The sequence below is a fragment of the Exiguobacterium sp. s101 genome (assembly GCF_018617835.1).
Lineage (GTDB): Bacteria > Bacillota > Bacilli > Exiguobacteriales > Exiguobacteriaceae > Exiguobacterium > Exiguobacterium marinum.
The window spans coordinates 26,618-46,623 of record NZ_JACSKX010000009.1 but is presented as its reverse complement, the minus strand read 5'-3'; the positions used below and the strand labels follow the sequence as shown (position 1 = coordinate 46,623).

Annotated in this window: 17 protein-coding genes and 1 tRNA gene; 2 read left to right on the top strand and 16 right to left on the bottom strand. The window is 49.9% G+C overall.

The annotated features are described in order from the left end of the window. Positions 1-15 precede the first annotated feature (15 nt). From rnr to KNO76_RS08930, 16 genes are all read right to left on the bottom strand, one after another. Positions 16-2,421: a ribonuclease R gene (gene rnr / locus KNO76_RS09005; protein WP_214884923.1), complete on the bottom strand. Its 2,406-nt coding sequence runs from the start codon at positions 2,419-2,421 to the stop codon at positions 16-18. A 15-nt stretch (positions 2,422-2,436) separates the two neighbouring features. Beyond that, positions 2,437-3,177, bottom strand: coding sequence for an alpha/beta hydrolase (locus KNO76_RS09000; RefSeq protein ID WP_214884922.1), 741 nt, complete (start codon positions 3,175-3,177; stop codon positions 2,437-2,439). A gap of 102 nt (positions 3,178-3,279) precedes the next feature. Further along, positions 3,280-3,504, bottom strand: a complete 225-nt coding sequence (secG, locus tag KNO76_RS08995; RefSeq protein WP_012726902.1) for a preprotein translocase subunit SecG — start codon at positions 3,502-3,504, stop codon at positions 3,280-3,282. Positions 3,505-3,577: 73 nt separating this feature from the next. Further along, a complete protein-coding gene (locus KNO76_RS08990; protein ID WP_051545959.1) occupies positions 3,578-4,465 on the bottom strand; it encodes a YitT family protein in 888 nt (295 codons plus the stop codon). A 47-nt stretch (positions 4,466-4,512) separates the two neighbouring features. Beyond that, on the bottom strand, positions 4,513-5,853 hold the full coding sequence (locus tag KNO76_RS08985; RefSeq protein WP_214703426.1) for a glycosyltransferase: 1,341 nt from the start codon (positions 5,851-5,853) through the stop codon (positions 4,513-4,515). Next, positions 5,850-7,058, bottom strand: a complete 1,209-nt coding sequence (locus KNO76_RS08980; protein WP_251127961.1) for a glycosyltransferase family 4 protein — start codon at positions 7,056-7,058, stop codon at positions 5,850-5,852. Before KNO76_RS08980 ends, KNO76_RS08985 begins: the two co-directional genes overlap by 4 nt. Before the next feature lie 21 nt (positions 7,059-7,079). After that, positions 7,080-7,961: a UTP--glucose-1-phosphate uridylyltransferase GalU gene (gene galU / locus KNO76_RS08975; protein ID WP_214884920.1), complete on the bottom strand. Its 882-nt coding sequence runs from the start codon at positions 7,959-7,961 to the stop codon at positions 7,080-7,082. A 232-nt stretch (positions 7,962-8,193) separates the two neighbouring features. Then, positions 8,194-8,991, bottom strand: a complete 798-nt coding sequence (locus tag KNO76_RS08970) for an aminoglycoside phosphotransferase family protein (RefSeq protein ID WP_214884918.1) — start codon at positions 8,989-8,991, stop codon at positions 8,194-8,196. Between the two features lie 158 nt (positions 8,992-9,149). Next, on the bottom strand, positions 9,150-10,442 hold the full coding sequence (gene eno, locus KNO76_RS08965; protein WP_214699443.1) for a phosphopyruvate hydratase: 1,293 nt from the start codon (positions 10,440-10,442) through the stop codon (positions 9,150-9,152). A gap of 36 nt (positions 10,443-10,478) precedes the next feature. Further along, on the bottom strand, positions 10,479-12,017 hold the full coding sequence (gene gpmI, locus KNO76_RS08960) for a 2,3-bisphosphoglycerate-independent phosphoglycerate mutase (RefSeq protein ID WP_214884915.1): 1,539 nt from the start codon (positions 12,015-12,017) through the stop codon (positions 10,479-10,481). Beyond that, entirely contained in the window at positions 12,018-12,770 is a 753-nt protein-coding gene (gene tpiA, locus KNO76_RS08955; RefSeq protein WP_214884912.1) for a triose-phosphate isomerase, read from the bottom strand. It abuts the gene before it with no gap. An 18-nt stretch (positions 12,771-12,788) separates the two neighbouring features. Beyond that, positions 12,789-13,973 carry a phosphoglycerate kinase gene (locus KNO76_RS08950; protein ID WP_214703422.1) on the bottom strand — a complete coding sequence of 395 codons (1,185 nt, stop codon included), beginning with the start codon at positions 13,971-13,973 and terminating at the stop codon, positions 12,789-12,791. Between the two features lie 127 nt (positions 13,974-14,100). After that, entirely contained in the window at positions 14,101-15,108 is a 1,008-nt protein-coding gene (gene gap, locus KNO76_RS08945) for a type I glyceraldehyde-3-phosphate dehydrogenase (RefSeq protein WP_214884904.1), read from the bottom strand. 57 nt (positions 15,109-15,165) lie between these two features. Beyond that, a complete protein-coding gene (locus KNO76_RS08940; RefSeq protein ID WP_214885034.1) occupies positions 15,166-16,191 on the bottom strand; it encodes a sugar-binding transcriptional regulator in 1,026 nt (341 codons plus the stop codon). Between the two features lie 112 nt (positions 16,192-16,303). Then, positions 16,304-16,561: a glutaredoxin family protein gene (locus KNO76_RS08935; protein WP_214884888.1), complete on the bottom strand. Its 258-nt coding sequence runs from the start codon at positions 16,559-16,561 to the stop codon at positions 16,304-16,306. 5 nt (positions 16,562-16,566) lie between these two features. Further along, positions 16,567-17,712: an RNA polymerase factor sigma-54 gene (locus KNO76_RS08930; protein WP_214884886.1), complete on the bottom strand. Its 1,146-nt coding sequence runs from the start codon at positions 17,710-17,712 to the stop codon at positions 16,567-16,569. 118 nt (positions 17,713-17,830) lie between these two features. On the opposite strand from KNO76_RS08930, the gene KNO76_RS08925 reads away from it, so the two are divergent. Both KNO76_RS08925 and KNO76_RS08920 read left to right on the top strand, forming a co-directional pair. Further along, a tRNA-Arg gene (locus KNO76_RS08925) sits at positions 17,831-17,903 on the top strand. A 138-nt stretch (positions 17,904-18,041) separates the two neighbouring features. Next, positions 18,042-19,937 (top strand): DEAD/DEAH box helicase, encoded by a 1,896-nt coding sequence (locus KNO76_RS08920; RefSeq protein WP_214884884.1) that lies wholly within the window; start codon positions 18,042-18,044, stop codon positions 19,935-19,937. The last annotated feature ends 69 nt before the right edge of the window (positions 19,938-20,006 follow it).

The following is a 20,006-nucleotide window of genomic DNA, read 5'->3' as shown; positions in this document are numbered from 1 at the left end:
ACGAGCCCTTCCCCGTCAGCGACGCTTCTTCGCACCTCGTTTAGCGTCGCCTTTTCGTTTGTGCTTGTCTTTATTCTTCAGGTCGAGTGCCGAACGGCCTTGGGATGATTTCTCCCCGTCTCGCTTCGGTTTCTCGCCTGGTTTACCCGGCTTGCCGGGTCTTCCTGGTTTGCCGCGCTTCTTCTTGTCGTCCCGACCGCGACCGCCACGACGGTCTTTCTCGTCCTTCTTCGGACGACCGCCTTTCGCTTTGATCGTCGTCGGTTGGCGACGCGTCGACGGTTCTCGTTTCGGCATGCCGACGACCGTGAAATCGATCGTCCGCTCGTCTAAGTTGACGGCGTCGACTTTGACACGGACGGCGTCCCCGATACGGAACTGACGTTTCGTCCGCTCCCCGAGGAGCATGAGCTGTGACTCATCGAAGTGATAGTAGTCATCCATCGACTGGAGACGGACAAGCCCTTCAATCGTATTCGGAAGCTCGATGAACATCCCGAAATTCGTGACGCCGGCGACGACACCATCGAACTCTTCACCTAGATGGGCTTCCATGTATTCGGCTTTTTTGAGTGCCTGTGTCTCGCGCTCTGCGTCGACCGAGCGACGTTCCCGTTTCGATGCCTGTTCAGCGATCGCCCCGAGACGGTCCTCGTACTTCGCAATCGTCTGCTCCGACAAATCGTTGTTGAAGACGTACGTGCGCATGAGACGGTGGACAATCAAGTCCGGATAACGACGGATCGGTGACGTGAAGTGCGTATAGAAATCCGTCGCGAGTCCGAAGTGACCGAGCGAGACGTCGTCATATTTCGCCTGTTGCATCGAACGAAGCATGATCGTGCTGATGACCGGCTCTTCCGGTTCCCCGTCGATTGCCTTCAAAATCTTTTGAAGCGTCTTCGGTTCGACTGTCTGCCCTTTGATGCGTTCGATGTGAACGCCAAAGTTTGCGACGAAGTCGAAGAAGAAGTCGAGCTTGTCCGGTTTTGGATTGTCGTGGACACGATAGATGAACGGCACGTCCATCTTGTGGAAGTGTTCCGCAACCGTCTCGTTGGCTGCGAGCATGAACTCCTCGATCAACTTCTCGGCGACCGAACGTGGACGAAGCACGATATCTGCCGGCTTCCCTTCCTCGTTGACGACGACTTTCGCCTCGGCGAAATCGAAGTTGATGGCACCGCGCGAGTTACGGCGTTTCCGAAGCACTTCTGCGAGCTCGGCCATGAGGTCGAACTCACCGATGAACGGCTCGTACTTTTTCAACGTCTCTTCGTCATCGCGCTCGATGATCTCACGGACATTCGTATACGTCATCCGCTCCGTCGTCTTGATGACACTCGGGAACAAGTCATGGCGAACGACCTTCCCGTTTTGCGGGGAGATTTCCATAACGCAGCTGAGCGTCAAGCGGTTGACGTGCGGGTTGAGGGAACAAATCCCGTTCGAGAGTCGGTGCGGAATCATCGGAATGACGCGGTCGACGAGATAGACACTCGTCCCGCGCTCGAACGCCTCGACGTCGAGCGGTGAGCCCTCTTTCACGTAATGCGAGACGTCGGCGATATGGACACCGAGCTCGTAGTTGCCGTTATCGAGTTTTTTGACGTGGACGGCATCGTCCAAATCTTTCGCATCTTCGCCGTCAATCGTGAAGATCGTCTCGTCACGAAGGTCGACGCGTCCGATGAAGTCTTTCTCGTCCGCCTCGTCCGGCACGGCGTTCGCCTGAGCGATCACGTCCTCCGGGAACTCCGTCGGGATGCCGTGTTTATAGACGATCGACAAGATGTCGACGCCCGGATCGTTCTTATGTCCGATGATACGGACGACGTCACAGGCACCGGCGAAGCGTCCGTCCGGATACTTCGTGATGCGCACGACGACTTTATGTCCGTCGACGGCACCGAGTGACTTGTCCGGGTTGACGACCGGCCAGAAGTTGATGCGTTTGTCATCCGGCTCGATGAAGGCGAACTGGTCGAGTCGACCGCTCGGGAGCGTATACGTCCCGACGAACTCAGAGAGTCCGCGCTTCAATACTTTCAATAAAATCCCTTCCGTCTTGCCACGGTTGTCCTCACGTTTTTTGACGAGAATCGTATCGCCATGGTAGACATCCTTCAGTTGGTCGGGCGGCAAGAACACGTCTTCCGCTTCCCCTTCGACCGACAAGAAGCCGAAGCCGCGCTGGTGAATCGAGATGATCCCCGCGACTTGTCCGAGCGTGGCGAGCGTCCCGTAACGGTTCGTCCGCGTCCGGCCGATGGCGCCCTCTTCCTCGAGGGCATTCAATGTGCGGATGAGCTCTTTGAAGTCATCCGTCGACGCGAGCTGTAGTCGCTCGGTCAGTTGATCGACAGAGAGCGGTTTCTCGCTCGCCTGTAAAATCTCTAGTAATTGGTCACGTAAATTCAACGTGACACCTCCTTCTTAGACTGACCAGTCTAACGTTTCGAGAAAATCGAGCACGTCCTGGTGCAGTTTCTCTTTTTCTTTGTCGAGTGTGATCACGTGTCCCGAGTCCTCATAGATGAGCAACTCTTTTTGGAACGTGTTGACCGCCTCGTAAATTTGATTCGCCGATTCCGGATCGATCATGTTGTCTTTGGCGCCTTGGACGACGAGTGTCGGGACGAAGATGTCCTCGAGCTTCGACGCCGTGTCGCGGACGAAGGCACGGAGGTCTTTCAATGTTGGCATCGGTTTGAACTCTGCCATCTCCTGCTCAATCTGTTCCGGCGACTTTTCTTCTCTACCCTTATATTCTCGGGCATATGCTTGGACTCCTTTATACAAGCGGTCCTCGGCATCGATTCCCGTCGGCGCGCACATCGGGATGACCGCCTTGACGTCTTTCTCCTCGGCGAGACGAAGCGACATCACGCCACCTAGCGAGAGTCCGCAGACGACGATCTCCTCATGGCCTTTGTCGACGAGTGTCTGGTAAGCGTCCAAGACGTCTTCCCACCAGTCTTCCGGTCCATATTGGAGTAATTCTTCCGGCGGGACGGCATGACCACGATAGATCGGTCCCATACATGTGTATCCTTCTTTTTGAAGGAAGCGACCGAGCATGCGGACATCCGCGCTCGATCCAGTGAAGCCATGTAACATCAACACGGCACGTTTTCCGCCCTCAAAGAAGAACGGTTTTGGTGCTGTCACTTTCATTTCGTACGTCATCTCCTCGTATCTACATTATTCCCCAAAAATAAATCGAAAAAACAAAAGCTGACCGCCTCACGTGAAAATCGAGAACGATCAGCCTTATCATCATAATGATGCGACTAGTAATCCTAAAATGAAAAACAAAGTGCCTAGTACAGCTGCAGTTCGGTTCAAAACAGCATCGAAGCCGCGTGCTTTCTGGCGTCCGAACAACTGCTCCGCGCCACCTGCAATCGCTCCAAGACCTTGCGACCGACCTGACATGAGCAGTACGACGACAATCAATAAGACAGCCACGACAAGTAGGCTGATTGTAGCGATCGTTTGCATAGTAGTCAGTTCCTCCTTCTATTTACACGCCTTTTATTATATAGAAGTTATCAATAAAACACCAGCATTCAAATTATCGGGACGGGTAACTGAATCCTTCCCCGATGACTTCCTTCACTTGGTGGATGACGACGAAGGCCCGGTCGTCCGTCACTTGGACGATTTTTTTGAGCGGCGCGATCTGACGTTTGTCGACGATCATATACAACATGTTCTTATCTTGCTTCGTATAGTAGCCATGTCCATGAATGATCGTTGCCGAGCGGCCGAGCGTTTCCGTCAAGACGACGGCGAGCTCTTCATGTTTGTCACTGATGATCGTGACGGCCTTGCGGATGTTGAGTCCTTCCGCGACGAGGTCGATGACCCATGAGCCGATGATGATGGCGATGAGCGTATACAGGACGACCTGCTCCCCTAAGAAGAAGCCGGATGTCGCGACGACGATCGCGTCGATGATGAACATCGAGACGGCGACGCTCAAATGGAGATAGCGCTCCATGAGACGGGCGATGATGACACCCCCGCCGGTCGTACCGCCGACACGGAGCACCATGCCGATCCCGACCCCGATCATGATTCCGGCATAGACGGCCGCGAGCAGTTTGTCCTCAGCCGGGCTGCCCCAGTTATGCGTCAGACTGAGAAAGAACGATGTCGCGACGACCGCGATGACCGAATAGACCATTGTCCGGCGGTCAAGCAGCTTATAGCCGATGATAAAGAGAATCCCGTTCCCGATGATCGACGTGAGCCCGAGGTCCCAACCGAACACGTAGTACAAGATGATCGTGACCCCGAGCAGGCCACCTTCCGAGAAATCGTTCGGTACGGTGAAGTAGTTGACCCCGAACGAGAGAATGAATGAGCCCGCGATGATCCAGGCGATGTCCTTCACCGAGATGGTTTGTAGCTTGCGCCATACTTGTTGGCGCAATAGATGTTGCTGTTGACGTTTCATACATGTCCTCCTTCCACATAAAAAAGACCGCGGCAAAAGCCGCAGTCTTAAGATTGTACTGGCTTTGGCGCACCGTCTTTCATAATCGGCAACTTGCGCTCCGCTGCATTTGCGTAGACGTTCAAGAGTGCCTCTTTTTCCAAATCCCAGTTATATTTCTCACGCGCGGTCTTCGTGTTCTCTTTGACACGCGCGTAGAGTGCTTGATCTTCAATCAATCGGTTGACGCCGTCCGCAATCGATTGTGGATCATGCGAATCGACGAGCACCCCGACGTCATTTCCCGCAACGACCCGTTCGATTTCAGGGAAGTCACATGAGACGACCGGTACTTCAGCCATCAAATACTCAAACAATTTATTAGATGAGGCCGAGTAATGGTTGAAGCAGACGTTGTTCAATACTTGGAAGCCTAAGTAGGCGTTCATCGTATAGTAAGGTAACGCTTCGACCGGTACTTTGTCAATCATCTTGACGCGGTCGCCGACCCCTTCCGTCTCGATCAACTGTTGAATCGTCGGTTTGAGCTTCCCGTCCCCGATCATGACGAGCGTACCTTCTTTGAAGTCTTTCGCCGCGAGCACGAGCTGTTCGAGGCCGCGTCCGGCTTGAACCCCACCTTGGTATAAGAGGATCTTCTCGTCTTTCGGCAAATCGAGGAGTGCATGCAAATCCTTACGGAGCGAGAAGTCGAGCGGACGATAAAACGGATAGTTGTGGAGCACATACGGATAGAACCCGTACAACTCTTCGTTATGTGCCGCACGTGTATGGTTCTCGACCATCATCGTATCGACGAACGGCAAGAGCCATCCTTCGAGGTTACTTTGAATGTAGCCGTAGCCGGTACGGTCCGTCTGTACTTCGTGCGAATCATAGACGATTCTGCCTTTGTTGAACACTTTTCCAGCGAGGAGTGCCTGCGGGAGTGTGTTCAAATCATTCGCATGGTAAAAGTCATACGATTTTTTCGTCGAAGCGAACACCATCTCGAGCATCGCACTCGCGTTGACGATCTGCTTACGTACTTGTGGTAACAAGACCGTTCCGACGGCTGCACCGAGCGCGAGCATCGTCAACGGAGCGAGTAAGACCAACCCGGCACCGACGAGTCCCGCACCGATTTGACGGGTCCGCTTCTCGCTCACCCATTGGTATGTCTTCTTCGCGAATTTGAGCGCGTTGACGAGAATCGAGGGTTGTCGCTTCACGCGGATGACACGGAAGCCTTCCGGACGCATCTCTTCTTTTGAAAGCTCTTTATTTTTAGGATCTTGAAGCGCAATCAAATCGACTTCATAACCTGCCTCGGCAAGTGCTGAGCACTCACGAAGGACGCGCGCATCATTCGTAAAATGGTTCCATACAAACATACATACTGACTTCATTGTCTTTCCTCCATCACTAACTGTTGTACGACTTGATCTAGCACGTCGATATTCTCTTCCCAACATAAATTCTCTTTGACGTAACGAATCCCGTTTGCCCCGAGTGCCTCCCGTAGGTCTGGTCGGTCGAGGAGCTTCCGTAGAATCCGTTCGATCTCATCGATGTCACGCTTCCGTGACACGTAGCCGACTTCCGCCGCTTCAATGACATTCGCCGCATGGCCTGACACTGCTGCGACAATCGGTTTGCCGACCGCCATATAGTCGATCAGTTTCCCAGGGATGACCGTATCGAACACTTCTTGCTCGATCAGGCTGACGAACGCGACATCTGCATTTTTAATCGCCTGGAACGCCTCCGTCCTTGGCATCGCCTCGAGGAACAAGAAGTTTTGGAAGCCGCGATCTTTAATCGTCTGCTTCAACTCTTCTTTCCGATAGCCGTAGCCGATCAGTTTGAAGTGAATCCGCGGTTCGTCCCGGAATCGTTCGGCGAGTTCGAGCAACAGAGACACGTCCTGGGCAAGACCCATATTTCCGGCGTATAAAATCTCCATCCGGTCGTCCGGTGGAATCGTCCGCTCGAGCGTGCGCTCCGCTTCCCGAATCGAGTTCGGCATATAGTGGATTATCTCATTCGGGACACCGCGCTGACGAAGATAGCTGCGGAATCCTTCCGAGTTGATGATGACTTCATCTGCGGAACGATACAATCGCTTCTCGAGCCAAAACGCTGGCGCGAGCACCCAGTCATGTTTGAATACCCCGACCCCTTTTACCGATTCCGGCCAAAGGTCGCGAACGTCTAGAATCAGTGGGACGCGATACTTTCGCTTCGCATATACTCCGACAAACGCCATAAAAAAAGAAGGGGTCGTCGCAAACACGACGTCAGGCTTCAATTTTAACTGGCGGACAGCTCCAATCCCTTTTACCATTTGTTCGAGGAATAAAAAGAGACGGCTGACCATATTGGACGTATGTTTCCGTTTCTTCGTGATGAGCCGTTTGATGAACGGCTGGTCGTTCAGCTCGCGGTCGTTCCAGAAACGGTCGTCCTGATACATATCAAAGCTCGGGTACGAAGGGGAAGCGGTAACGACCTCGACTTCATACCCGCGCTGTTTCATCAAATGCGTAATGTTTTGCATCCGGTTACCGGCACTGCCGATTTCCGGATAATAGTTTTGGCACACCATGAGCATTGTTTTCAAAAATAACACACCTTACTGTTGATCAAGTTCGTCCACGAGCCGTTTCAATAGGGCACGGACGTCATCTTTTAAATCAGGATCGCTGAGTGCATGGCAAATCGTCGTTTCGACGAACCCGATTGGCTCTCCGACATCATAGCGTCGACCATCAAATTCATAAGCGAAGACCGTTTCTGCCTCATTCAAGCGTGCAATCGCATCCGTCAATTGTATCTCGCCTCCGGCACCCGCTTCTTGCCCCGATAGCGCCTCGAAGACGTCCGGTTTCAAGATGTATCGACCGAGGATGGCGAAGTTAGACGGGGCCTCATCGACGGGCGGCTTCTCGACGAACGTCCGCACCGGGATGAGCTTCCCTTCGACGGCAAGCGGGTCAATTATACCATATCGGTTCGTCATTTCATACGGGACACGCTGTACCCCGATGATGGAACGTTCATGCTCCTCATATTGATCAATCAATTGCTTCGTAGCCGGTACGTCGGATTCGATGATATCGTCTCCGAGTAAGACAGCGAACGGCTCATCCCCGATAAACTTTCGGGCGCACCAAATCGCGTGACCGAGACCTTTTGGCTCCTGTTGGCGTATGTAGTGAATGTTCGCCAAGTTTGAGGAGTGACGGACCGATTCGAGCAAGCGGGTCTTCCCTTTCGATTCGAGGTTCTGCTCCAATTCGAGCGCACGGTCGAAGTGGTCTTCAATCGCCCGTTTATTCTTACCTGTGACGATGATGATGTCCTCAATCCCTGAGGCGACGGCCTCCTCGACGATGAACTGGATCGTCGGCTTATTGACGATTGGCAACATTTCTTTTGGCATGGCTTTCGTGGCAGGAAGGAAGCGGGTGCCGAGACCGGCGGCTGGGATGATGGCTTTTCGTACTCGTGTCATAAGCAGTGGCTCCTTTACTCGTTATGTAGAGAGTATACCCAAATTTTGTGTGTTCTGACACAAAATAGAGGTCGTGACAATGTTGTCATGACCAATCGTCAACGCGCTTCGATTTTAGAACGTACCAAATGCCGAATCCAATCACACTCATGACAAGAAGAAGTCCGATCATCCTCATGAGAAATGCCTCCCCATTCATTCTACACTCATTTTATTCCCGGCATACATCGTTTCAGAACCACTTCCGTCCATGCGTTCGAATGAAGCGAAGTTCCTCTTGATAATGCTTATAGTGCCCGTCGTCTATCATCTTTTGGAAGGCGACATCTCCTTCACCGGCTTTTCGTTTCATCAAGAGACAGAGCGCTTCAATGCGTCGTTGCAACATGTCGAATAAGTCGACCTCCGCTTGCTCCCAACCATAGGCTTCGAGAAACAAGGATACCCGCTTGTTATAGATCGCATCGTTTCGATTGGCATCATAATAGATGACTTCCCCTGTTCCCGCTTGATGGCGACGACTGAGTGGAACGAACGTATAAAGTGCATAGACGATATCCAAAGCCCGCGGTCCCGGTGCGGCCAAATCAAAATCGATGACTCCCGCAACTTTCCCCTCGTGAAAAATCGTATTGTAGACGGCGAAGTCGTTATGACAGATGACCTCGAACGGTTGTGGCGTGTGATCGATCGGCGCCCATTCCGATGACAATTCAAAATCGATCGACGCATCATGCAGACGTCTCAACAGTCGTGCAGCGTCTTGAATCGCCTCATCGGACCACATATATGATTTGAGAGGATAGTCTGCCGTTTCCCCTTCGATGTAAGTGAGCACCTCTCTTCCAGATTCATCGATTCCAACAAAGCGTGGCACTCCGGAAAGTCGCTTTGCTTCCAAATGCTTCAAGAAGCGATGAATGCGTTCATTTCCCTCTTTTTGTGAACGATAGACATAGTCCCCGTTTCGATGAACGATTGATACGTTTCCCCCGCTTAATCGTTCTTCTTGTTCATTCGATTGGTCCATCCAATCCCTCCCTACTCTTCATCAGTCACGTTCAGTATACAGCAACACGGGATGTCGATGACGAGGAGTTCCAACACAGAGCGTTCGTGCCCGTCGATTGAACGGATATTCCACATAAAAAAAACAGGCCCGCACGAAGCGAGCCTGAAAACAATTACTTATTTTTTGAGGTTATAGAACGACTTGATGCCGTCGTATTTCGCAACATCGCCGAGCATGTCTTCGATGCGGAGAAGTTGGTTGTATTTCGCGATACGGTCAGTACGTGAAAGTGAACCAGTTTTGATTTGACCAGCGTTTGTCGCAACAGCGATGTCCGCGATTGTCGCATCTTCTGTTTCACCAGAACGGTGTGAGATCACTGCTGTGTAGCCAGCTTTTTTAGCCATTTCGATTGCGTCGAATGTTTCTGTGAGCGTACCGATTTGGTTAACTTTGATGAGGATCGAGTTTGAGATTCCTTTTTCGATACCTTCAGCAAGTTTCTCAGTGTTCGTTACGAAGAGGTCATCCCCAACGAGCTGAACTTTGTTACCGATTTTGTCAGTAAGCAATTTGAAGCCGTCCCAGTCGTTTTCGTCGCAACCGTCTTCGATTGAGATGATTGGGTACTTGTCGACGAGCTCAGCGTAGAAGTCTACAAGCTCAGCAGTTGTCATCGTTTTGCCTTCACCAGCGAGTTCGTACTTGCCAGTTGACTTGTCATAGAATTCTGAAGACGCAACGTCCATTGCGAGGTAGATGTCTTCTCCAGCTTTGTAACCAGCTTTTTCGATCGCTTCAAGGATAACTGTGATCGCTTCTTCGTTTGACTTCAAGTTTGGTGCGAAACCACCTTCGTCACCAACAGCCGTGTTGAGACCCATACCAGAAAGAACTGATTTGAGGGCGTGGAATACTTCTGCACCCATGCGGAGCGCTTCACGGAACGTTGGCGCGCCAACAGGCATAATCATGAACTCTTGGAAGTCAACGTTGTTGTCAGCGTGCGAACCACCGTTGATGATGTTCATCATTGGAGTCGGAAGCGTCTTCGCGTTGAATCCACCGAGGTATGTGTAAAGTGGAAGGCCAAGCTCGTCTGCTGCTGCGTGTGCTGCTGCCATTGAGACACCGAGGATCGCGTTCGCTCCGAGTTTACCTTTGTTTTTCGTACCGTCAAGCTCAATCATTTTCGCATCGAGTGCGTTTTGGTCGAATACATCGTAGCCGATGAGCTCTGGTGCGATCGTGTCGTTCACGTTCGCAACTGCTTTCAAGACACCTTTACCGAGGTAACGTGACTTGTCGCCATCGCGAAGCTCAACTGCTTCGTGCTCACCTGTTGATGCGCCTGATGGGACGAGGGCACGGCCGAAACCGCCGTCTTCTGTGAAGACTTCTACTTCTACTGATGGGTTACCGCGTGAATCTAAAATTTCGCGTGCGTAAATTTCTGTAATCATTGACATGAAAAATCGCTCCTTTTCGTTTGAAAAATAGTTGTTTTATTTTGTAACGATTGATGAACCAGTCATTTCAGCTGGCTGCTCTCCACCGAGAAGGTCGAGAAGCGTTGGGGCGAGGTCGCAAAGCGCGCCTTCGAGAACTGGTTTCAGTTCGACTCCCTCTTTTGTGACGATACATGGAACAGGTTCCGTCGTGTGCGCCGTCATCGGTGAACCATCTGGGTTCGTGACGATGTCCGCGTTCCCGTGGTCCGCTGTGATGATGGCCGCGCCACCTTTAGCAAGTAATGCGTCCACTACTTTACCGAGGCATTCGTCGACCACTTCGATCGCTTTCTTCGTCGGCTCAAGCTTACCTGAGTGTCCGACCATATCCGGGTTCGCGAAGTTGATGATGTATGCATCATACTCATCCGACTCGATACGTTCGAGCAAACCGTCTGTGAGTTCATATGCGCTCATTTCTGGTTGAAGATCGTACGTCGCGACTTTCGGTGAAGGTACGAGGAGACGATCCTCACCTTCGAACGGCTTCTCTTGTTGTCCGTTCAAGAAGAACGTGACGTGTGGGTACTTCTCTGTTTCTGCGGCGCGGAGTTGCTTGTATCCTTGCGCAGAGAGTGTTTCCCCGAGTGTGTTCTTCAAATCTTCTGGTGGGAAGACGATATCTGTGTCAATCACATCCGAGTACTTCGTCATCGAAACGAGGAGAAGGTTCTCAGGATGATTTTCAGAGAGTTTGAAGCCTTCGAATCCGGCTTTCTCTTTGAACACTTTCGACAACTGAATCGCCCGGTCCGGACGGAAGTTGAAGAACATGATGGCATCGTTGTCTTGGATTGTCGCGACCGGCTTGCCATCTTTTTCGATGACGGTCGGTAAGACGAACTCATCCGTCAAATCGTTCTCGTAAGACTTCTTGAGAACCTCGACTGGGTCCGTGCCGACTTCGCCTTTGCCGTTTACAAGAACGTCGTATACTTTCTTGACGCGCTCCCAACGGTTGTCGCGGTCCATGGCATAGTAGCGACCAGACACGCTAGCGACTTGACCGACACCGAGTTCAGCAAGCTTCTCTTCTGTTTCCTTGAGGAAACCAGCTCCTGACTTCGGATCACAGTCACGGCCGTCCGTGAACGCGTGAATGTACACTTTTTCGATGCCGTGTAGTTTTGCGAACTCAACGATGGCAAACATGTGGTTGATGTGCGAGTGAATCCCGCCATCTGACACGAGGCCCATGATGTGGAGGCTCGAGTCATGTTTCTTCACATGTCCTGCCAAATGGTTCATCGCTTGACGATCGAATAACGAACGGTCTTTGATTGCGTTGTTGACGCGTGAGAGTGACTGATAGACGACCCGGCCGGCACCGATGTTCAAGTGACCGACTTCCGAGTTCCCCATCTGTCCTTCTGGAAGACCGACGTACTCGCCTTTTGCGTTTAAGAGCGTATGTGGATACTGCTCCCAGTAGCGGTCGAAGTTCGGTTTGTCCGCGGCCATGACCGCGTTACCGAACGATTCGTCACGCATCCCGAAACCATCTAAGATGATGAGTGCGACTGGTCTAGCCATTTAAATCGCCTCCAACAATTTGAGGAACGAAGCGGCTTCAAGTGAAGCACCGCCGACGAGTGCGCCGTCGATGTCTTCTTGTGCCATGTACTCTTTGATGTTCTCAGGTTTGACAGATCCACCGTATTGGATGCGTACTGCAGCCGCTACGTCTTCGCCGTAAAGACCTTTCACAACGTCACGAACATACTTACAAGAGCTTTGTGCGTCAGCTTCGTCCGCTGATTTACCTGTACCGATTGCCCAAACTGGCTCGTACGCAATGACGAGTTGTTTGACTTGGTCAGCAGAGAGGTCAGCAAGACCGCCTTCGACTTGTGTTTTGATGACTTCTTCGAACTTGTCGCCTTCGCGCTCCTCAAGTGTTTCACCGACACAAACGATTGGCGTAAGATCGTGTTCAAACGCTTTTTTCGTTTTGCTGTTGATGAACGCATCTGATTCGCCGAAGTACTCGCGACGTTCTGAGTGACCGAGGATGACGTACGTCACACCAAGGTCAGCGACCATCACTGGGCTGATTTCGCCAGTGTAGGCACCGCTATCTTTGTCGTACATGTTTTGTGCACCGAGCATTAAGTTTGACCCTTTAGCTGCTTCTACCATCGGTGCGAGGAAAAGTGCCGGAGCACCAATCGCTGCATCTACTTTGTCAGTAGATGGGATGTTGTTTTTTACTTCCTCTACGAAAGCGACAGCTTCCGAGAGTGTTTTGTTCATTTTCCAGTTACCTGCAATAATCGGTTTACGCATCGATAACCCTCCTCTAAATTACTTGTCGTTCAACGCCTCGACACCTGGAAGTTTTTTGCCTTCCATGAATTCGAGTGACGCGCCGCCACCAGTTGAGATGTGACTCATCTTGTCAGCAAGACCAAACTTGGCTGCCGCAGCGGCTGAGTCGCCACCACCGATGATTGAGTATGCATCGCTGTCCGCAAGTGCTTGAGCGACACCTTTCGTTCCGTCTGCGTATTTATCGAGTTCGAATACGCCCATCGGTCCGTTCCATACGACAAGTTTCGATTCGCGAATCGCGTCCGCGTAAAGTTCGACTGTCTTCGGTCCGATATCGAGACCCATGTGATCCGCTGGGATCGAGTCGATATCGACTGGGCCGACATACGTTTCTTCGCCGAATTCTTTCGCGATGACGCAGTCGACAGGCATCAAGAATTTCACGCCTTTGTCTTCTGCTTTCTTCATGAATTGACGAGCGAGGTCAAGCTTATCCTCTTCAAGGAGTGAATTCCCAACTTCGTGCCCGAGTGCTTTCGAGAACGTGTACGAGAGTCCACCACCGATGATGAGTGTGTCAACGATGTCAAGAAGGTGGTCGATGACCCCAATCTTGTCAGCTACTTTCGATCCGCCGATAATCGCCGTGAACGGACGATCCGGGTTAGAAAGAGCTTTACCGAGAACTTCAAGTTCTTTTTCCATCAAGAGACCCGAAACGGCTGTATCCACGTGGTGTGCAACCCCTTCAGTTGAAGCGTGCGCACGGTGAGCCGCACCGAATGCGTCGTTGACGTATACGTCAGCAAGTGCTGCAAATCCTTTTGCAAGCTCAGGATCGTTTTTCGTTTCTCCTGGGTAGAAACGAACATTCTCTAAAACGACGACATCGCCTTCAGAGAGTTTAGCGACCGCTTCTTCTGCAACAGGGCCGTATGCTTCTTCGACGAGCGGTACATCTTTTCCGAGGAGCTCAGCGAGACGCTTTGCTACCGGAGCAAGTGAGAACTCAGGGTTCTTCTCGCCTTTTGGACGGCCGAGGTGGCTCGCAAGGACGAGTTTCGCACCACCGTCAAGCAAGTGCTTGATCGTTGGAAGTGCGGCTTGGATCCGAGTTTCATCTTGGATGACGCCATCTTTGAGTGGAACGTTGAAGTCAACGCGGCAAAAGACGCGTTTCCCTTTTACATCGATGTCACGAATAGACTGTTTGTTCATAACTTTCGCCTCCATATGTCGTGCGTGTTATTTCATAAAATAGAGATGTCGTGCGTGTTATTTCATAAATAGAGCGGAGAACAATCTCTTGTTTCCGCTCCTATTTGATTCTATTTAGTTCACGAACTTACTTCGCGATGTTAGCGAAGTGCTTAACTGTGCGAACCAATTGTGCAGTGTAAGACATTTCGTTGTCGTACCAAGAAACCGTCTTAACGAGTTGCTTGTCGCCAACTGTCATCACTTTAGTTTGAGTCGCATCGAAGAGTGAACCGTATGCGATACCAACGATGTCAGAAGAAACGATTTGGTCTTCAGTGTAACCGAATGACTCGTTCGCTGCTGCTTTCATTGCTGCGTTTACTTCGTCAACAGATACTTGCTTGTCGAGTACAGTTACGAGCTCAGTGAGTGAACCTGTAGCAACTGGTACACGTTGTGCAGCACCGTCAAGTTTTCCTTGAAGTTCAGGAATTACAAGACCGATTGCTTTAGCAGCACCTGTTGTGTTAGGAACGATGTTCGCTGCAGCTGCACGTGCACGACGGAAGTCACCTTTAGGGTGTGGAGCGTCAAGCGTGTTTTGGTCACCAGTGTAAGCGTGAATCGTCGTCATGAGACCTTCAACGATGCCGAACTGATCTTGAAGAACTTTAGCCATTGGTGCCAAGCAGTTTGTTGTACAAGAAGCACCTGAAATGACTGTTTCAGAACCATCAAGGATTTCGTGGTTTGTGTTGTAAACAACAGTTTTCATGTCACCTGTAGCAGGAGCCGAGATAACAACTTTCTTCGCGCCAGCTTTCAAGTGAAGCTCAGCTTTTTCTTTTGAAGTGAAGAATCCAGTACATTCGAGAACGATGTCTACACCGAGGTCTCCCCATGGAAGTTCTTCAGGGTTACGGTTAGCGAGCGTGATAACTTTCTCTCCGTTTACGAGGAAGTGATCGTCGTGTACTTCAACTTCTCCGTCGAAACGACCTTGAGTCGTGTCATATTTGAGAAGGTGTGCAAGCATCTTCGTGTCTGTCAAGTCGTTGATTGCAACAACTTCGATTCCTTCGTTTTTGATGATCTCGCGGAATGCCAAACGACCGATACGTCCAAATCCGTTAATACCAACTTTTACTGCCATGTTAATTTCCTCCTTAGGGTAGAAGCTATTTATTGAAGAGCCAACGGGGTCAACTCTTTAATAACAAGTTAATAATTCTTTCGCCGCACCTTCGTCTGTGACGAGGATGATGTTCGACGTGTGTTTCGCATAAGCGGCGATCGCCTGCGCCTTCGACTTTCCTCCAGCAACCGCAATGACGGTGTCCATGTCATCCAGCTCTTCGAGTTGAATCCCAACCGTCTTGACGCGATGGACGATCTCACCTTCAGCATTGAAATAATATCCGAATGCTTCGGCGACGGCATCATGCCGTTCAATCATCCGCAAATGCTCTGGCGATGCGTGACGACGTTTTGCCATCGTTTCTGCCTCACCAATTCCATGTACCACTATTTGCGCCACTCTAATCATTTCCAGCACATTTTTTATGCTAGGTTCCTCCACCATCCGGTCGAACGTTTCTTGTGATACTTCATCCGGAATATGTAGAAGATGATAGTCTGCGTGGGCCCGGTCCGCCATGCGTGAACAGACGGTGTTTGCTTGAAGTTCAAGCGTTTCTCCCAGACCTCCACGTGCCGGCACAAAATGCATCGGGCGTTCTTTTTTATCGGGCGACATCATGGCCGCAACCGATGCCATCGTCGTTCCACCTGTTACCGCGATCACGTTATCATCCGGTGCGAGCCGCGCTTTTAATTGCGTGACCGCTGCCCGTCCGATATCACGTTGGACCCAGAATGTTTCATCCGAATCACCCGGCACGATGACGACTTGGCGAACCCCTAACTTCTCTTCAAGCTCTCTTGCCACTTCTGAGATTCCAAGAAGTTCTCCCATAATCTCATGCAAGTCTCGCAAGACGTTTCGTCCCGTCTCACTGAGGGAAATTCCTTGAGTAGCGACGTAAAGGAGACCTTGATCTTTCAAAAAGTCAACCTCTCGCCTGAGTACTCGTTCGGTCAATCCCAAACTCGTTGCGAGTGTCCTGCGGCCGATTGGCTGCATCAAGCGGACGTAATGTAAGATATCGTAACGATGTCGGAGCGTATCGAGCAGGTCAGGGACAATTTGCTTCTGAACGTGAATCAGTTGCTGGATCATGCTCATACCCCCTCGACTTTAAGTGTGGACAATTTTCGTCCCGCTTTTTTATTTGCGTCCCACCGCTACGAGTTCATCTTATCAATCACTTTTCCGTCTGACAACCCCTTCAAACGTTTTTTTTCAATGTAAGCGTATACTTAACAAAATCTTCAACTTTGTTGTCATCATATCGCCCTTGACAGATGGTCTCTCCCTCGTATATAAGAACGGGGATTTCGAAGAGATACTTTTCTTCGAGTACCTCGTCCCCTGTGATATCAATTTGTTCGATTTCAATCGGATAGTCTTCTTGAAGCCATTCGAGCATGACGACCGCCTCGTCACAAAGCGAGCAATTCTCACGTTTATATAATGTCAATTTCATCTGAATCACCCTTTCCATAACTGCCGCTCACGCTCCCGTGAGTTACCGAACCCTAGTTCTTCCCGGTAGTTCGTCACCGTCCGACGTGTCACTTGATAACCGTATCGTGCCAGCTCATGGGCAAGCGTCTGGTCACTTTGTGGTGCTGTCTCTTGTTGAATCAGTTCAGCGAGCATACGTTTGATCATAAACGGTGAATGACCATGACTCGTCGACCGGACAAAAAAGTGTCTCCACTCCATAATCCCGTTCTCAGTCTTGGCGAATTTCCCTTGGATGGCACGCCCGACCGTCGATTCATGTTTTCCGATCAAGTGCGCGACCGTCCGACGGGTCAACGGGTTGAGGACGAGTTTTCCTTTGAGCCATTCCGTCTGACGTGATTCGATGACGCCCCAAATCTCACGCAACGTCTCATTCCGCATCGCAAGGGACGTCATCCACCATCTCGCCTCACGGTCATTGCCGACTCGCGTCGAATCGAGCTCAGGGCTGAGCCACGTCGTGACGAGTTTTTCGTCTTCATAGCGCACCTCGACTTCCGGAAAAATTTGACTAGTTTCTTCATATAAACTAGGACGTTTCGGAAGCGTCGCTACAATACGTTCTAGACCGGCAAGCTCTTCCTCTGAGACGGCAAGTACGATTGCCATCTGTTGATGACTCACACCGTTCTCGATTGCGTCGAATACATCGACGACACGAGGGTCGTCATGTTCGATCGCATGTCGATATTGACACTCTCTTTCTGTTCTCGCCCCAATCCCCGTCGGTTCAAGAAACAAGAGCGCCTGTCTCGTTTGTTCGATTTGAGCGACATCAACTTGAAGACGCTCCGCCAACACTTCATTCGTGTCCGGCAATAATCCTCGATGGTCGAGCAAGAGGACGAGCTTTCGTCTAAGCTCTTTATCCGCCTCACTACCGCCCCCTTCTCGAATCTGGGTAAACAGCTTCTCTTCAAATGCGCTCGCCACATCCTCGATCCATTCGACACCCCCACTTCCGAGATGGATGTTCGCGTTATGTCGGGCTAGCCGTGCAAGACGAAATATGAGCGCCAGACGATCCGCCTCGAGCACCGGTAGCCGTTGCACGAGGTCTTGCGTCATCTGTTGCTGTTGCACTTGTTTTTGTTCTTGCCGTTGCATCGTTCTCCCCCCTCTTCTCTATTGTAACGAACCCGCTCCACTCGCGCTCAAAAAAGGTAAATGAACAGGATTGCTTTTTCAATAAAACAAATGTATAATAAATTCGTGTCACACATATGCACCCGTAGCTCAGGGGATAGAGCACTGGTTTCCGGTGCCAGGTGTCGGGAGTTCGAATCTCTCCGGGTGTATCAGAAATAAAGGACGAAGACCTTAGTTGGTTTTCGTCCTTTTTGTATATTTTCACCTACAATTTCAAACCACCCCGCTTCCGAATATCCTTTATATAGTATATTAGAGTAAAAGATTTGGAAAAGAGGTGTCATTTTATGGCTCATACTGTTCCTGAAACAATTCGTTCTTCTGCTACGGCAGGTGAGCGACTCGTCTTTCGTACATTGAAGCATTACCTACCAGACGACTATATTGTTTATTACGAACCGAATATACATGGCCGCAGACCGGACTTCGTCATCATCGGACCGGACTTAGGATTAATCGTCTTAGAAGTGAAAGATTATACTCGCTCTACCCTATATCAATTGAATCATGATGAATGGATTATCACTCCGGCAAACGGATCTCAAAAGAAAATAAAAAGTCCGTTTCTGCAGGCCCGGGAAAATATGTTCAAACTGACTGACGTTCTAAGAAAAGATCAAAATCTGATTCAACACGAAGGGAAGTATGCAACGACTTTAAAATTCCCATATGGGTCCGGGGTCATTTTTACACGTTTGACCCAAAATGATTGTATCCGTCACGGATTATATCAAGTGATTGACCCTTGCTTTTCCCTTATGCGTGATGAAATCAATCCCGATGACCCGCAATTCTCTGAAGAGGTACTCATTGAAAAAATACTAAACATGTTCACCGTTCCTTATCGCCTAAAGCAACCATTGACCGGTGAAGAAATCGATTCGATTCGCTATCATCTGTTTCCTGAAGTCCGAATCAGCGCAGAGTTTAAAAAAGTCACCCCTTATCAAGATCAACTTTTATTGTCGCTCCATAACATTCGAGCGATGGATTTACATCAAGAAAACTTGGCTAAACAACTCGGCGATCAAAATCGATTAATTCGAGGTGTTGCAGGAAGTGGGAAAACACTGATATTAGCCAGTCGCGCTAAACTGTTATCTAAACAGCATCCCGAATGGAAAATTTTAATCCTATGTTACAATATCTCGCTAGCTCGCTTTATCGAACAGATGGTGCAACAAATGATGCTAGAACCGGATGATTTGTTCGATTTCGATCCTTTAGTAAAATGTAAAAGCCATTTGATCGAAGTACGAAATTTCCATGCCTGGTTGCAGAACGATTTACATATTTCTGAGAAAAGGATTTTAGCGACACTTGAGAAGTTAAGAAAACGAGAAATCATCCTTCCTTCGTACGATGCCATTTTGATTGACGAGGGACAAGACTTTGAACCCGAATGGCTCGAACTCGCCAGTGAAGTCTTGAACCCAGAAACAAAATCTCTGTTGCTTGTTGAAGATCGCGCACAATCCATCTATAAGCGGAAACGTAGCTATGTACAGGACACGGGTCTCGACTTCCGAGGAAGGTCTAAAATTTTAAATATCAATTATCGGAACACATCTCAAATCGTATCGTTCGCCTGGTCGTTTTATCAATCCAATTCTTCTCTAAAAGATAAAGTTGTGACGAAGGAATTAGATGGCGAAATCATCGCTCCTCAGAGTACGCTTAGAAGAGGTCCTGAACCAGCCATTATCAAATGCGAGCATTTCTTCAAAGAAGCAGATCTCGTAGCTCGGCAAATCAAAAAGTTACATGACGAGAAGAAAGTCCCCTATTCTGAAATGCTGATTCTTTATCGTGTCCAGAAGTTTTCGTCGATGCACTATGTCGATGCGTTACAACGTGCGTTAGATTACTATGAGATCAAACACTTTTGGATCACAGAAAACAGTGAAACAAAGCGCACTTTCTCAAAAGATGACAAATGCGTAAAAATCAGTACGATTGACAGCAGTAAAGGACTTGATTTTCAAGCAGTGTTTATCGTCAACGTTGAAAATATGCCGTTCAAATATGAAAAAAATGTCGAGCGTGAAGTCTCTCTCCTTTACATCGGGATGACGCGTGCTAAAGAATATCTGTTCTTATCGTATTCTGGTGAATCTAGTTTCACGCGTTATTTCGAATCTAGTCGGGTCATCACGTTGGCTCGTCCAAAACTAAATGGGTAACCATCACTTCTTGAGACGTTTTACACATCGTGGGTCGTGGAATAACCAGTAGAAAGGGTTTCTGTTTGA

What these genes read in the sequence shown, in the direction of transcription:
- KNO76_RS09000 (WP_214884922.1), bottom strand. Translation starts at nt 3,177, where the DNA reads ATGAAAGTGACAGCACCAAAACCGTTCTTCTTTGAGGGCGGAAAACGT.
- secG (WP_012726902.1), bottom strand. Translation starts at nt 3,504, where the DNA reads ATGCAAACGATCGCTACAATCAGCCTACTTGTCGTGGCTGTCTTATTG.
- KNO76_RS08990 (WP_051545959.1), bottom strand. Translation starts at nt 4,465, where the DNA reads ATGAAACGTCAACAGCAACATCTATTGCGCCAACAAGTATGGCGCAAG.
- KNO76_RS08985 (WP_214703426.1), bottom strand. Translation starts at nt 5,853, where the DNA reads ATGAAGTCAGTATGTATGTTTGTATGGAACCATTTTACGAATGATGCG.
- KNO76_RS08980 (WP_251127961.1), bottom strand. Translation starts at nt 7,058, where the DNA reads ATGCTCATGGTGTGCCAAAACTATTATCCGGAAATCGGCAGTGCCGGT.
- galU (WP_214884920.1), bottom strand. Translation starts at nt 7,961, where the DNA reads ATGACACGAGTACGAAAAGCCATCATCCCAGCCGCCGGTCTCGGCACC.
- KNO76_RS08970 (WP_214884918.1), bottom strand. Translation starts at nt 8,991, where the DNA reads ATGGACCAATCGAATGAACAAGAAGAACGATTAAGCGGGGGAAACGTA.
- eno (WP_214699443.1), bottom strand. Translation starts at nt 10,442, where the DNA reads ATGTCAATGATTACAGAAATTTACGCACGCGAAATTTTAGATTCACGC.
- gpmI (WP_214884915.1), bottom strand. Translation starts at nt 12,017, where the DNA reads ATGGCTAGACCAGTCGCACTCATCATCTTAGATGGTTTCGGGATGCGT.
- tpiA (WP_214884912.1), bottom strand. Translation starts at nt 12,770, where the DNA reads ATGCGTAAACCGATTATTGCAGGTAACTGGAAAATGAACAAAACACTC.
- KNO76_RS08950 (WP_214703422.1), bottom strand. Translation starts at nt 13,973, where the DNA reads ATGAACAAACAGTCTATTCGTGACATCGATGTAAAAGGGAAACGCGTC.
- gap (WP_214884904.1), bottom strand. Translation starts at nt 15,108, where the DNA reads ATGGCAGTAAAAGTTGGTATTAACGGATTTGGACGTATCGGTCGTTTG.
- KNO76_RS08935 (WP_214884888.1), bottom strand. Translation starts at nt 16,561, where the DNA reads ATGAAATTGACATTATATAAACGTGAGAATTGCTCGCTTTGTGACGAG.
- KNO76_RS08930 (WP_214884886.1), bottom strand. Translation starts at nt 17,712, where the DNA reads ATGCAACGGCAAGAACAAAAACAAGTGCAACAGCAACAGATGACGCAA.
- KNO76_RS08920 (WP_214884884.1), top strand. Translation starts at nt 18,042, where the DNA reads ATGGCTCATACTGTTCCTGAAACAATTCGTTCTTCTGCTACGGCAGGT.